The following is a 13,981-nucleotide window of genomic DNA, read 5'->3' as shown; positions in this document are numbered from 1 at the left end:
TTCGCCTGCCATGTCGGTCGAATACGATAAGAGTATACTCCCTCATGGCAGGCTCGTTTTCCTTGCCAACGAACGAAAATCCTTATTTGGAAACAGCCCCAAGGAGAACGCATGGACCCCCGCCAGCCCGCCGATCGCATTCCCGCCATCCTCGTGGTGGATGACGACCCGGTGGCCCGCGCCGCCATGTGCGGCTACCTGCGCGATACGGGCTATGCCGTGCGCGAGGCGGACGGCGGGGCCGACGCGCTGGCCCTGTTCGACGAGCGCGGGGCCGACGCGGTGCTGCTGGACTGGCGCATGCCCGGTAAGAGCGGGGCCGAGGTGCTGCCCCGCATCGCCGCGCAGGACCCCACGGTGCCGGTCATCGTGGTGTCCGGCACCAGCGAGGTGCGCGAACTGGCGCGAGCCCTGCGTATGGGGGCGTGGGACTTCGTGATCAAGCCCATCGAGGACATGGCCGTGCTCGACCGGGCGCTGGTGCGCTGCCTGCTGCGCGCGGAACTGCTGCGCGAGCAGGGCCGCCGCCGCGAAACCCTGGAGGACCTGGTGCGCCGCCGTACCGAGGACCTGGAGGAGGCCAACCGCCGCCTGCGCCGCGAGATTGCGGAGCGCGGCGAGTACCAGCGTGCCCTGGCCGAAAGCGAGGAACGCTTCCGCCAGTTGATGGAGAGCACCAACGAGGTGTTCTGGGTGCGCGACCTGGCGGGAGACCGGCTGCTGTACCTTTCGCCTGCCTACGAAACGGTCTGGGGACGCCCGGTGGAAGATGCCATGCGGACGCCCGCCACATCGCTGGACACGGTGCACCCCGAGGACCGCGACGGCCTGCGCGCGGCCATGGTGGACATCGCCGCGTCGGCCACCCCCGTGGACGCGGAGTTCCGCATACTCCGGCCCGACGGCCAGGTGCGCTGGGTGCATGCCCGGGCCTTTCCGGTGCGCGACGGCGACGGCCGCGTGTACCGCGTGGCCGGGGTGGCCGAGGACGTCACCGCCCGCCGCCGGGCGGAGGAGAGCATTCGGGCCTCGCTGCGCGAAAAGGAAATCCTGCTGCGCGAGGTGCACCACCGGGTCAAGAACAACCTGCAACTCATCGTCAGCCTGCTGAATTTGCAGGCTGCCTACGCCGACGGGGCCGCCGACCGCGAGCGGTTCATCGAAAGCCGCAACCGCGTGGCCTCCATGGCCCTTGCGCACGAGGAATTGTACCGCGCCAACGACTTGGCCAGCGTCAACTTCGCCGACTACGTGGAACGGCTGGCGCGCAGGCTGGTGCTGGCGTCGGTGGATGCCGAGGTGGAACTGGCGCTGGACCTGCCGCCGCTGTTCCTGCCGGTGTCGGCGGCCATCCCCTGCGGGCTGATCCTCAACGAACTGGTCACCAACGCCATCAAGCACGCCTTTCCCGGCCGCGATGCGGGGCGCGTCGCCATCGTGGCCCGGCGGGACGGGCGGCTGGTGGAGGTGCGCGTCACCGACGACGGCGTGGGGCTGCCGGAAGGCTTCGACCCCTCCGGGGGGGCCACGCTGGGCATGCAACTGGTGGGCAGCCTGGTGGCGCAGCTGGGCGGGCGGCTGAAGGTGGCCTCCGGCCCTGCGGGGGCCAGCTTTGCCGTGCTGTTCGAGGAGAACGAGGCCGAGCCCGATGCGCCGGACGTGGGCCACGGGTTGCCGGAGATCACGGGGCTGGCTGGAGAGTTCATTGCGCCGGACGAAGGATAGGGGCTGTTTCTAAATTGTCCTTTCGCCCGTTGGCTACGTCAAACTTCGCCTGCCATGGCTTTGCTGTCCTTATCCGTAAGACTCGCGCTGCGCGCTCGCCTAACGGCTAAGGCTCGGTCGAATACGAGAAGAGTACGCTCTGCGGTCGCCATCCGTGCTTTGCTGTCCCCATCCGTAAGGTTCGCGCTCCGCGCTCACCAACGGCTGGGGCAAGGCTCGCAAGCTCGCCTAACGGCTGAGGCATGCTCCCTCATGGCAGGCTCGTTTTCCTTGCCAACGAACAAAAATCCTAATTTGGAAACAGCCCCTAGGGGCGCGGCGGAGCGTTGTTCCGGCGCGCGCGTGCCGGAGCCTGTGGCGGGCGCTCGCATGGACGTCCGGACGCATGGACGTCGCAACCCGCATGCGGCGCGTCAGCATAACGTCAATCCATGTACTTTTTTTCTCATCCGCCCGGTTTTGCCTTGACTTCGGGGACTGGCGGGCGGAACATGTCCTTGCACCGACCGGACGCTCAATGAGCGCCATGCGGCCGATGCATGCCGAAATCTCCGCTCTGCGCACCACCGCGCGGGAGGCCAGGCCATGCGTTCACGCCGTGTCCCGTCCGTCTTTCTCCTTCCTTCCCTCTACGCCCCCTGGACGCAGTCGTCTTCTCCCCTGTCTGCTTGTTGCGCGCCCGCCATGCCGGGCCAGCGGCGTCCGGGCCGCTCCATTCCTGAACCTGTCATTGCCGGGCCGCCCCGCCCTCGCGCATTTCGCGCGGCACTCCGCCGGGCGGCCTCGTCCGTTGTCCTCTCCGTTCAGTACCCGCATGCGGCGGGGCCGTTTCGTGTACGGTCAGCCGTTGACCAGAAGACATGCCGCCCAGGCGGCGTCCAGCAACGCGCCGTCACGTCCCCGTTCCGGGAAGGCGCGGCGCAAACCCGGTGGACGACGGAAGCCGCCTGCCGATCCTGTCGGGCCAGGCCCGAGGAGGCACCATGAGTTTCGCGGATATCGGTTCCATTGTCGTTGGCGTCATCGTGCTCGGAGTGATCGGATACTTCATGTACACCAAGCTCCTGAAGCACTAGCGCAACACCATCCGCATCGACCCGGCCCACCGGCCAGCCACGCTTGACCGACCGGCGCGATCCGCCCCGCCGATGCCCCTTGCCGGCGTCCTTCACTTCACTGGAGGACGCCGGATTTATTTGTGTAAAGAGGACGGCGTGTTGAAGTTGAACGTGATAATCAGGCACAAAATTGGAAAAAGATTGTCACGATCCGGTTACGGGTGCTAGCGTTGGCAAATCCTCTGTCCCATCCGGTCGACATCGGCCAGGGCGGGGGCGGAGAAGGGGTGTTGACAGTGATTTTCGATATCAAATAAGGTGGCACTCCCGCACGGCACCGGGCCGGCGGAGGTGATTGCCTGACATGGCCGGACGCGTGACGGCGCACTCAGCACAAGGAGTCGGGAATGAACGAGAATCTCAAGTACGGGCTGTATTTCGTGGGCGGCGTGGCGCTGGGCGCCCTGGGCGCGGTGATGCTGGGCCGGGGCAAGTTCGACATCCGCCCGGCCATGGCCGACCTGCTGAGCCATGGCTTCGATCTGAAGGAAAAGGCCTCCGCCTACGCGGAAACCGTGCGCGAGCACGTGGAGGACATCGTGGCCGAAGCCGAACACGTGCACAAGCAGCGCAAGGACACCGCCGAAACGGCCACCCCCGAAGCGGCGGCCGAAGCCGCCAAGGCCTGATCGGGCCGAGCCCGGATCAAACCCGCACCAAACTCGTAACGGACGAGGCGCATGGACTATCGCATAGCACACGAACTGCCGGGGCGCATGCGCCTGCGTTGCGCCCCCGGTTCGTTTTCCCAGGATCGGGCGCACGACCTGGTGGCCCGCATCGTGGCCGTCGAAGGCGTGGCCGAGGCGCACGCCACCGCCAGTACCGGCAGCGTGCTGGTACGTTACGCCCGCCCCGCCGCGCGGGGCGAGGTGCTGGCCGTGGTGGACGGTTTCGTCGCCGGTGGCGCGCGCGCGTCTGCGGGCAAGAAGGCTGCCGACAAGGCCTCGGGCAAGCCCGTGGCCGAGGCCCGGCGTCCCTCCGGCCGGCAGCACGCGCGTGGCGCGGCCCGGCATGATGGCGTGATTCCGGGCGGCGCCGCCGGTGCGGCCCGCCAGGCGCGCGGCCCCATGGGCGCGCACCTGCCGCCGGGGGTTCTCGCCGCCGGGCTGCACGGCATGGGCGCCGTGGCAATGGACGGGGCCGCCGGTGCGGCTGGCGTTGCCGGGCTGGGCGGATTGGCCATGGCCGGTGCCACGCCCGGCGCAAGCGGGCTGATCCGCTACCTGATCCTGCGCCCCTTCCTGCCGCGCATCGTGCGGATGATCTCCGCCTTCTTCCGTGCGTTGCCCTTCCTGCTCAAGGGGGGCCGCTCGCTGGCCTCCGGCCGTCTCAACGTGGACGTGCTGGACGCCGCGGCCCTGGGCATCTCGCTGGTGCGGGGCGACTTCCGCTCCGTGGGGCTGATCACCGCGCTGTTCGCCGTGGGCGAATTCCTGGAGGAATGGACCCGCAAGAAGTCGCGCGAAAGCCTGGCCGAAAGCCTGGCCGTGGACGTGGACACCGTGTGGGTGAAGCGCGGCGAGGCCGAGGTGCAGGTGCCCCTTTCCGCCCTGGCCGACGACGACCTGGTGGTTGTCCGCGCCGGGTCGTCCATTCCCGTGGACGGCGTGGTGGCCGAGGGCGAGGCCATGGTCAACCAGACCTCCATGACCGGCGAACCGCTGGCCGTGGCCCGGCGGCCCGGGGCCTCGGTCTACGCGGGCACCGTGGTGGAGGAAGGGCGGCTGGACATCCGGCCCACCGGCGTGGGGTCCGAGACGCGCATCAACCAGATCGTGGGCTTCATCGAGCGGTCGGAAGCGTTGAAGGCCAACGTGCAGGGCAAGGCGGAACGCCTGGCCGACGCCATCGTGCCGTACAGCTTCCTGCTGGCGGCGGGGGTGTGGGCCGTCACCCGCGACGTGGCCCGCGCCGCGTCGGTGCTGCTGGTGGACTACTCGTGCGCCATCCGCCTGGCCACGCCCCTGGCCATCCTTACCGGCATGCGCGAAGGTGCGCGCCATGGCGTGCTCATCAAGGGCGGCCGGTTCATCGAAGGTCTTGCCGGAGCCGACACCGTGGTCTTCGACAAGACCGGCACCCTCACCGAGGCGCGGCCCCGCGTGGCCGAGGTCATCCCGCTGAACGGGCACGGGCGCGACGACGTGCTGCGCCTGGCCGCGTGCCTGGAAGAGCATTTTCCCCACCCCGTGGCCCGCGCCGTGGTGCGCAAGGCCGAACAGGAATCGCTGGACCACCAGGAGGAACACGCCGAGGTGGAATACGTGGTGGCCCACGGCATCGCCTCGCGCCTGCGCGGCAAGCGCGTGCTGGTGGGCAGCCGCCACTTCGTCCACGAGGACGAGGGCGTGCCCCTGGACGAATTCCTGCCGGTGGTCAACGAATGGGCCGCCAAGGGCTACTCCATCCTGCACCTGGCCATGGGCGGCAGGCTGGCGGGCATCCTGTGCATCGAGGACCCGCTACGCCCCGAGGCCGCCGACGTGGTCAAGGGCCTGCGCGGGCAGGGCGTGAAGCGCATCATCATGCTGACCGGCGACGGGCCGGTGACGGCTGCCGCCGTGGCCTCCGCCGTGGGCGTGGACGAATGGCGCGCCCAGGTGCTGCCCGCGGACAAGGCCGACATCGTGCGGCAGTTGCAGGCCGATGGCGGCAAGGTGGTCATGGTGGGCGACGGCATCAACGATTCGCCCGCCCTGTCCGCCGCCGACGTGGGCGTATCCCTGCGCGACGGGGCGGACCTTGCCCGCGAGGTGGCCGACGTGGTGCTTTCCGGCAACGACCTTGCCGAACTGCTGACCGCCCGGCGGCTGGCCAAGGCCACCCTGCGGCGCATCCACGTCAACTTCGGGTCCATCATGGGGCTGAACTCGGCCTTCATGGCGTTGGGCCTGGTGGGCCGGGCGCAGCCGGGCATGCTGGCCCTGCTGCACAACCTGACCACCGTGGGGGTGGCCCTGAACGCCATGCGGCCCATGCTGGGCAACGGCGACGCGGAAGGACGGCGCGGCGCGGATCGCAAGCCGGGCGTGATGGCCCTGCCCGTGGGCACGGCGGTGACGGCCGGGGCCACCCCGGCGGCGGCTTCCAAGCCCGCCAAGGCCGGAACCACGGTGGCCAAGGCCGGTTCCTCCCGTGCTTCGGCCAAACCCGCCAAGCCTGCCAAGTCTGCTACGTCCGCCAAGGCCACGCCCGCAAAGGGTACGGACAAGGGCGAGGCCAAAAGCGGGGGCAAAGGCGCGGGCAAGGCCACCAAAGGCCCCCGCAAGGCCAAGGATTCCGGCACGGCATAACGGACGTATCCGCAGCACGGCCGCGCCCGGCGCGGCAAGGAGGAGTGGATCATGATCAGCAGCTTCATCGACGGCAGGGTGCGCATCCGGTGTGATGCGTTGCGCAATCCGGAGGCGGCCGCCGCCATCGAAGGCACCCTGCGCGAAACGCCGGGCGTGCTTTCCGCCACGGCCAACCCGCGCACCGGCGGCCTGCTGGTGGAATACGACCCGGAGGCCGTGACCCAGGAGCAGTTGCTGGAAGCGGCCAAGATGCTGGATGCCTTTGCCGCGCAGGAACAGGCGGCCCCGAAGAAGGCGTGCTGCCGCCGCCGCCTGACCAAGGCCGAGGCCATGCGCATCTCCAAGCGGGGCATGGCCGGATCGCTGGCGGCGCTGATCCTGTTCGGGCTGGCCGGGCGCGAGCGGGCGCACATCGTGGCGGGCGGACTGTTCCTGGCCTTCAACGCCTACCATCTGTACGCGTACCGCAAGCGCATCATGGCCTAGGCCAGCGCGATCTGGCCGGAGTCCTACGGCTTGCACACCTTGCAGGGGCGAAAGCCCGCGTCCAGGGCTGCTTTGCGCGTGGTGAACACCGCCGTGCAGGCTTTGCACGCGTAGTAGGTGCAGCCCTGCTGGTGGAAAATGTGCGACTGCACGTTGCCGTGGTAGACGGCATTCTGCGCGGCCTGTGTGGGGAGTGCGGAAAAGACGGCCAGCGTCAGGGGCAGCGCCAGCAGCAGGGTCAGCAGGGCCGCCGCTGCGGCGCGGACCGCGAGCGGCCACGGGCCGGAACGGAAAAGTGACGGCGTAGGGCGCATGCGTGCCTCCTTTGGTGTGGCCCTACCGCGAAGCGGGCAGGCGCGCAACGGACTGAGAATGCATGCGTGCGAGAAGGGGCGTCCCCATGGGGCGCCTCTTTTTCGTGCGGCGGGGAAAGGGTGGCGTGGAAAGTTCTCGCCAGTGGGGTGGGCGCTACGCGCCAGCCCGGTTCGTGTCGGCCCGCAGGAGCAGGTCCAGCAGGGCCGGACCGGAAGGAATGCACAGGCCCGTGGCCGCGCAGGCGGCCTCGTCGAACCGGTCGGCCGGATGGGGAGAGACGCCCGGCCCGTGCAGCAGGAAGGGAACGGCGTCTGGGTGGTGGCGGCCATCGCCGCAGTGGGTGACATGGTCGCAGGTGACGCAGAGCAGGGCGTCGGGCCGGGCCGCGCGCAGCGGGGCGACGAGTTGCGCGTCGATGCGGGCCAGCAGGGCGGATTTGGCGCGGGCATCGCGGGCGTGGGCGCACATGTCCGGCCCTTCCACGTGGATGAATACCACCGCGTGGTCGGCCAGCAGGGCGAGGGCGGCGGCGGCCTTGGCGGCAAGGTCTGTATCCGCGCCGCCGGTGGCTCCGGGAATGACGGGTGCGGCGAGCCCGGCGGCCATGGCCAGCCCGCGCGCCAGCGGCACGGCGGCAACCATGGCGGCCCTCAAAGGTGCATGGGGCGCGGTTTCGGGGATGGCGGTGGCACGATGGGCGAAAAACGGCGGCAGATGGGGCCGTGGGCCGCAGCCCCAGGGCCACAGGGCCAGACCGTGCGGGGTGTCCGGTCCCGTCAGCCGGGAAAGGTGCGCGTTGGCCGCCGTGATGCGCGCATGCAGGGCCAGGTGGTGGCGGGCCAGATTGCGCAGCCCGTCGGCGGGGGCTTGGCCGGTGACGTCCTGCGGTCCAACGGGAGTGAAGGAGGCGGGCGCGAAGGGCTCGGCGGCGGCGTGCCCGTCACCCCGTTCCACCACCGTGAAGCGGAAGCCGCCGCCGTGGGCTGTGGCGTGGGCCGGGGCCGGGAAGGCAGCGCGCACGATGCGGGCCACGGCCTGTTCCGTGGCGGGGTGCATGGTGGCGGCGGGGTCGGCGATGCGGCCACGGGCGTCCAGCACCACCACGTTGCAGCGCCATGCAGTGTCGCCGGGACCAAGGGGCAGTCCGGCGGCCAGGGCTTCCAGGGGACCGCGCGCGGCGGGGTGGCGCAGCGGGTCGTAGCCGAGCAGGGCGGGGATGCCCGCGTCGGAACCGGCTTCCGCACCGGGGGGGATGACCTGGCAAAGTCCGGCGGCGCCGGTGGCGGCAAGGCGGTCGAGGGTGGGCGTGCGGGCGGAGGCCAGCGGGGTGGGCTGTCCGTCGGCCTGCGGCAGGTCGGCCATGCCATCGAGGATGCAGACGATGCGGGACGTGTGCATGGCGGTGGGATGTGTGGTGGGCTTGGGGTAACGCGGTCACGTTGCGGACGGCATCCGCCTTTTGCCGCCAGACCGCGTTGCTTCAACGTTTTTGATGCTCACGCACGAAAGTGCGCTGCGCTCAAAAACGTCGAAGCGCCTTGTCTGGCGGCAAAAATCGTAATCCCGTGCACCGTGTCCGCACCAGCCATCCGCGCCGGAAGACCGGCGCGGAGTATAAGGAAGAAAGGCATCCTCTGAAAACACGTGGAGTTGGCTGGCGTTGTAAACGGTCAGAACGTGGGTAAGAGCAAGGAAAACGGCCCTTTTGACGGAGGGAGTGTACTCTTGTTGTACTCGACCGTAGTCAAAAGGGCCGTTTGACGATGCAATTGCCCGAGTTCTGGCCGTTTACTGCAACACCCGGTAACAGACGGGCGGCGCCAGCAACAATCCGGCTGCCTGCACCTGGGCGATGGCGCCCTGGATGGCGCTGGCCCTGGCGGCGTGGGTCATGAACACCAGGGGCACGCCGCGCTGGTCCTGCCCCTTCTGGATGGCCTGGGCGATACTGATGGAGTGGTCGGCCATGGCCCCGGCCAGGTCGCGCAGCACGCCGGGGTTGTCCGGCACCATGGCGCGCACGTAGTAGCTGCTTTCGGCGTCGGCCGGGGGCAGGATGTCCGCGCGCGGGGGCACCTGGCGCTGGAAGCCGGTATTGTGCGGGGCCGCGCCGCGCGCCACGGTCATCAGGTCGGCCAGCACGGCGCTGGCGGTGGGCAGGCTGCCCGCGCCAAGGCCGTGCAGGAACACGGGGCCCACGGCGTTGCCCTCCAGTCGGATGGCGTTGTACGCGCCGCCCACCCGCGCGATGAGGAAGGTGTGCTTGACCAGGGTGGGGAACACCCCGGCCTCCAGCCTGCCGTCAACCTCGCGCACCTGGGCCAGCAGCTTGATGCGGAAGCCCAGTTCCCGCGCGAACTCGATGTCCATGCGGTCGATGCCCGCAATGCCCTGCACGGGCAGTTCGGCGTAGGGGTAGTCCAGCCCGTAGGCCAGGCGGATGAGCAGCACCAACTTGTGGGCGGTGTCGTGCCCTTCGATGTCCAGCGTGGGGTCGGCCTCGGCGTAGCCCAGTTCCTGGGCCTGCGCGAGGGCGGTGGCGAAGTCCAGGCCGTTGCTGGTCATTTCAGAGAGGATGTAGTTGGCCGTGCCGTTCAGGATGCCGACCAGCGAGCCGATGCGGTTGCCCGCCAGGCTTTCCTTCAGCGTCTGGACGATGGGGATGCCCCCGGCCACGCTGGCCTCGTGGTGCAGGCCCACGTTCTTCCGCTCGGCCAGGCGGTACAGGTCGTAGCCGTCCTCGGCCAGCAGGGCCTTGTTGGCGGTGACCACGTGCTTGCCCGCCTCCAGCGCGCGCTGGATGATGGCGTGGGGCGCGGCGATGCCGCCCATCAGTTCCACCAGCACGTCGATTTCCGGGTCGTCGGTGAGGACTGCCGGATCGGCGGTCAGGGTTGCGCCCTGCGGCACGGGCCAGGCGCGCGGCTTGGCCAGGTCGCGCACCAGAATGGTCTTGATGACCAGCTCGCGGCCGGTGCGCTCGGTGATCCACTGGCGGTTCTCGTCCAGCACGCGGGCAAGGCCGCTGCCCACGGTGCCGAACCCGGCCATGCCGATGGTCAGGCGGCTCTGGGGGCTCTGGGAATTCTGGGGCGTCTGGGGCATTGGGCGTTTGCCGCCCGGCTTGTCGCTTTCGCTATCCACACGACCTCCCGGAGAGCACCTTCTTGATGCCCTTCATGGCCTGCTTGGTACGGTGTTCGTTCTCGATGAGGGCGAAACGCACGTGGTCGTCGCCGTGCGCGCCGAAGCCGAGCCCCGGCGAAACGGCCACGTGGCCTTCCTTGAGCAGCAGCTTGGAGAATTCCACGGAGCCCATGGACCGGAATTCCTCGGGAATCTGGGCCCATACGAACATGGTGCCCTTGGGCGGCGGCACGTCCCAGCCCGCGCGGCCAAGACCCTCGATGAGCACGTCGCGTCGCTTGCGGTAGGTGTCCACGATGTCGGTCACGCATTCCTGCGGGCCGTTCAGGGCCACGGTGGCCGCGATCTGGATGGGCTGGAAGATGCCGTAGTCGAGGTAGCTCTTGATGCGGGTGAGCGCGTAGACCAGGTCGCGGTTGCCCACGCAGAAGCCCACGCGCCACCCGGCCATGGAGTAGCTTTTGGACATGGAGAAGAATTCCACGCCCACGTCCTTGGCGCCTTCGGCCTGCATGAAGCTGGGCGGCATGTGCCCGTCGAAGGCCAGGTCGGCGTAGGCGAAGTCGTGGATGACGTAGATATTGTGTTCCTTGGCGAAGTCCACGACCTTCTGGAAGAATTCCGGCGCGGCGATTTCACAGGTGGGGTTGTGCGGGTAGCTGATGAACAGCAGCTTGGGCTGGGGCCAGGTCTGGCGGGTGGCCACCAGCAGGTCTTCGAAGAAATCGCGCCCGCGCCCGATGGGAATGCGCCGCACGTCGGCCCCGGCGATGATGGGGGCATAGGTGTGGATGGGGTAGGTGGGGTCGGGCGCGAAGACCACGTCGCCGGGCGAGAGCATGGCCAGCGACAGGTGCGAAAGCCCTTCCTTGGCGCCCATGGTGGCCACGGCCTCGGTGTCCGGGTCCAGGTACACGCCGAAGCGGCGCATGTACCAGTCGCAGATGGCCTTGCGCAGGTTGGGAATGCCGCGCGACACCGAGTAGCGATGGTTCACGCCCTTGGACGACGCCTCCACCAGCTTGTCCACGATGTGCTGGGGCGTGGGCATGTCGGGGTTGCCCATGCCGAGGTCGACGATGTCCACGTTCTGGCGGCGCAACTGCATCTTCAGTTCGTTCACCGTCGCGAAGACGTAGGGAGGCAGACGGTGCATGCGCGGAAACTGGTTCATGGCGAAGTTCTCCGTGGTTGAAACAAAAAGAGGCGGCAGCGCCGCCTCGAACCAACGGCGCAAGCCTGCGTCACCGGGCGGCGGTTGCCGCGGTGGCGGCCGCGGCGGTAGCGGCGGCGGTGGTGGCGATGGTAGCGGTCCGGTCGAGGTGGGACATGCCGATGACTCTTGTGGTGGAGAATGGCCGTGTGTAGATTGCGCGTGCGCCGGATGGACGCCTTGTCCGGACAGGTTTCCCGGACAGGCCGCGCAGGTTCCGTGGGTTGCGGTGTCCGAAGTTTGTACTGCAAAAGAGAAATGCCGGTCAATACGCAGGAATGCGATGCGTGCGGACTGGTCGCCCGAACGGTGCGGGGGAACGGAATGAGCCACGGCATGAAGCACGCGCGGCGGGTGTACCTGGTGGGGCCGCGCGCCAGCGGCAAGACCACGGTGGGCAAGGCCCTGGCCGCCCGCGCCGGATGGAATTTCGAGGATACCGACGCCACGGTCGTCGCCACGGCGGGCATGACCGTGGAACAAATCGTGGAGCGCGAGGGCTGGGAAGGCTTCCGGCGGCGCGAAACGGAAGCCCTGCGCGCCACCCTTGGCCGGGACTGCCTGGTGGCGGCCACCGGCGGCGGCATGGTGCTGGCGGATGAAAACCGGCGCATGCTGCGCGAAGGCGGTCTGGTGGTCTACCTGCGGGGCAGCGTGGAACTGCTGGCCGGACGCCTTGCGCGCGACCCGCTGGCCGCGCAACGCCCCTCGCTGACCGGGCGGCCCATCGCCGACGAGGTGGCCGGGGTGCTGGCCGCGCGCGAACTCCTGTACCGGGAATGCGCCCACGCGGTGCTGGACGCCGGGGACGGCGTGCAGGCGCTGGTGGACCGTCTGGTCCTGCTGCTGGAGGAGTAGCCCCCGGCGGACCCCGGCGGCCCGGTCAATTCCGCCCGGCCCGCTCCCTCTTGCCATGCCCGCCCCCACGGGGGCATAGTGGCGCACCCGCGCGGCATGGCAGCGCGCGGCGGCCGTGCCCTTCGCCCGTGCTTCGCCCCGTTCAGTTTGCTCTGTCCAGTTCGTCCTGTCCAGCCGTTGCCGTGTTCATCCGTGAGGTCGCCATGCAGATCCGCAAGATACTCGTTCCCGTGGACGGTTCCGAATACTCGCAGCGCGCGGCGGAATACGCCGCCGACTTCGCCAGGCTGGTGGGGGCAGAGGTGGTGCTGCTCATCTGCCGCATGTCCATCCCGCCCATCCTCGGCCAGGCGGCCTACGACCAGGCCCGCAATTCGCTGGTGGCCCAGGCGGAAGAAGTGCTGGAACCCTGCCGCCGCCTGCTGCGCGAGCGCGGCGTGCCCTTTGCCGACCGGGTGCTGGAAGGCAAGGTGGAGGTGGCCATCGTGGACGCCGCCGACTACGAGCGTTGCGACCTGATCATCATGGGCTCGCGCGGGCATTCGGAACTGGAGGGCCTGCTGCTGGGCAGCGTCACCCACCGGGTGCTCCAGATGGCTTCGTGCCCGGTGATGGTCATCCGGTAGCCCGCCGCCGGGGCGGTTTCATGTCTTCCAGTTCACAGGAGCATCCATGAGCGGCAACACCTTCGGTCGCATCTTCCGGCTGACCACCTACGGCGAATCGCACGGCCCCGGCCTTGGCGGCGTGGTGGACGGCTGCCCCGCCGGGGTGCCGCTGGACGAATCGGTCATCCAGCGCGAACTGGACCTGCGCCGCCCCGGCAGCGCCGCCGCCGGGCTCGCGGGCACGGCCCGCAAGGAACCGGACACCGTGCGCCTGCTTTCCGGCGTGTTCGAAGGGGTCACCACCGGCACCCCCATCGGCTTCCACATCGCCAATGAAGACCAGCGTTCGCGCGACTACGGCGACCTGGCCCGGCTGTACCGCCCCGGCCACGCGGACATCACCTACGACGCCAAGTACGGCCTGCGCGACCATCGCGGCGGCGGACGGGCATCGGGACGGGAGACCGTGTCGCGCGTGGCGGGCGGCGCCGTGGCCCAGGCCCTGCTGGCCATGCACGACATTTCGGTGCGCGCGTACACGGTGGAGATCGGCGGGGTGCCCGCCGACGTGGTGGACCCGGCCGGAGCGCAGGAGCGGATGTTCTTTTCGCCCGACCCGGACGTGGTGCCCGCCTGGGAATCGCTGGTCCACGACGTGCGCGCCGAGGGCGACACCCTGGGCGGCATCGTGCAGGTGGAGGCCACCGGCGTGCCCGCCGGGCTCGGCGAGCCGGTGTTCGACAAGCTGGACGCGCTGCTGGCCCACGCCCTGATGTCCGTGGGCGCGGTGAAGGCGGTGGAGGTGGGCGCGGGGCTGGAAGCGGCGCGCCTGCGCGGCAGCGAGAACAACGACCCCATCATCCCCGGCGGTTTCCACACCAACCATGCCGGGGGCATTCTGGGCGGCATTTCCAACGGGCAGCCCATCGTGGTGCGCGCGGCGGTGAAGCCCATCCCCTCCATCGCGCAGGAGCAGATCACCATCGACACCAACGGCAGGCCCGCGCCGCTGCGCGTGGGCGGCCGTCACGACATCTGCGCCATCCCGCGCGTGGTGCCGGTGCTCAAGGCCATGGCGGCGCTGGTGCTGGCGGATGCATTCCTTCTCCAGCGCCGCATGGGTTGAGCGAAGCCCCCAGATTGGTTCTTTTGCCTTCCGGCTTCGTCAAACGCGTTTTTTGCTCCGGTCGAGTACGAGAAGAGTACACTCCC

Annotated in this window: 11 protein-coding genes; 7 read left to right on the top strand and 4 right to left on the bottom strand. The window is 69.2% G+C overall.

Annotated features, from left to right (window positions below; translation table 11 throughout):
* Positions 1 to 111 precede the first annotated feature (111 nt).
* From ACR4XJ_RS09440 to ACR4XJ_RS09425, 4 genes are all read left to right on the top strand, one after another.
* Positions 112 to 1,725, top strand: coding sequence for a sensor histidine kinase (locus ACR4XJ_RS09440; RefSeq protein WP_434754986.1), 1,614 nt, complete (start codon positions 112 to 114; stop codon positions 1,723 to 1,725).
* 1,465 nt (positions 1,726 to 3,190) lie between these two features.
* Positions 3,191 to 3,472, top strand: a complete 282-nt coding sequence (locus ACR4XJ_RS09435) for a hypothetical protein (protein WP_333506971.1) — start codon at positions 3,191 to 3,193, stop codon at positions 3,470 to 3,472.
* 51 nt (positions 3,473 to 3,523) lie between these two features.
* Entirely contained in the window at positions 3,524 to 6,139 is a 2,616-nt protein-coding gene (locus ACR4XJ_RS09430; protein ID WP_434754985.1) for a heavy metal translocating P-type ATPase, read from the top strand.
* Between the two features lie 51 nt (positions 6,140 to 6,190).
* Positions 6,191 to 6,628 carry an HMA2 domain-containing protein gene (locus ACR4XJ_RS09425; RefSeq protein WP_434754984.1) on the top strand — a complete coding sequence of 146 codons (438 nt, stop codon included), beginning with the start codon at positions 6,191 to 6,193 and terminating at the stop codon, positions 6,626 to 6,628.
* Positions 6,629 to 6,651: 23 nt separating this feature from the next.
* Here the strand turns inward: ACR4XJ_RS09425 and ACR4XJ_RS09420 are convergent, their stop codons facing one another.
* The 4 genes from ACR4XJ_RS09420 to ACR4XJ_RS09405 form a co-directional block, all read right to left on the bottom strand.
* A complete protein-coding gene (locus tag ACR4XJ_RS09420) occupies positions 6,652 to 6,942 on the bottom strand; it encodes an Ada metal-binding domain-containing protein (RefSeq protein ID WP_434754983.1) in 291 nt (96 codons plus the stop codon).
* A 154-nt stretch (positions 6,943 to 7,096) separates the two neighbouring features.
* Entirely contained in the window at positions 7,097 to 8,341 is a 1,245-nt protein-coding gene (locus ACR4XJ_RS09415) for a phosphoglycerate mutase (RefSeq protein WP_434754982.1), read from the bottom strand.
* A 390-nt stretch (positions 8,342 to 8,731) separates the two neighbouring features.
* Positions 8,732 to 10,048, bottom strand: coding sequence for a homoserine dehydrogenase (locus ACR4XJ_RS09410; RefSeq protein WP_434754981.1), 1,317 nt, complete (start codon positions 10,046 to 10,048; stop codon positions 8,732 to 8,734).
* Between the two features lie 31 nt (positions 10,049 to 10,079).
* Positions 10,080 to 11,264, bottom strand: a complete 1,185-nt coding sequence (locus ACR4XJ_RS09405) for an aminotransferase class I/II-fold pyridoxal phosphate-dependent enzyme (RefSeq protein WP_434754980.1) — start codon at positions 11,262 to 11,264, stop codon at positions 10,080 to 10,082.
* A gap of 363 nt (positions 11,265 to 11,627) precedes the next feature.
* Here ACR4XJ_RS09405 and aroL point away from each other — a divergent pair, with 363 nt between their 5' ends.
* The 3 genes from aroL (at position 11,628) to aroC (ending at position 13,895) form a co-directional block, all read left to right on the top strand.
* The gene (gene aroL / locus ACR4XJ_RS09400) at positions 11,628 to 12,161 is read left to right on the top strand and encodes a shikimate kinase AroL (RefSeq protein ID WP_434754979.1); all 534 of its coding nucleotides are present in this window, start codon (positions 11,628 to 11,630) and stop codon (positions 12,159 to 12,161) included.
* A gap of 203 nt (positions 12,162 to 12,364) precedes the next feature.
* The gene (locus tag ACR4XJ_RS09395; protein WP_434754978.1) at positions 12,365 to 12,787 is read left to right on the top strand and encodes a universal stress protein; all 423 of its coding nucleotides are present in this window, start codon (positions 12,365 to 12,367) and stop codon (positions 12,785 to 12,787) included.
* 46 nt (positions 12,788 to 12,833) lie between these two features.
* The gene (gene aroC, locus ACR4XJ_RS09390) at positions 12,834 to 13,895 is read left to right on the top strand and encodes a chorismate synthase (RefSeq protein WP_434754977.1); all 1,062 of its coding nucleotides are present in this window, start codon (positions 12,834 to 12,836) and stop codon (positions 13,893 to 13,895) included.
* Positions 13,896 to 13,981: the final 86 nt, after the last annotated feature.

The sequence above is a fragment of the Nitratidesulfovibrio sp. D1 genome, assembly GCF_051133415.1.
In the GTDB taxonomy this organism is placed as follows: Bacteria; Desulfobacterota; Desulfovibrionia; order Desulfovibrionales; family Desulfovibrionaceae; genus Cupidesulfovibrio.
Note: the sequence above shows the minus strand (reverse complement) of the source record. Positions and strands in the feature narration are given on the sequence as shown.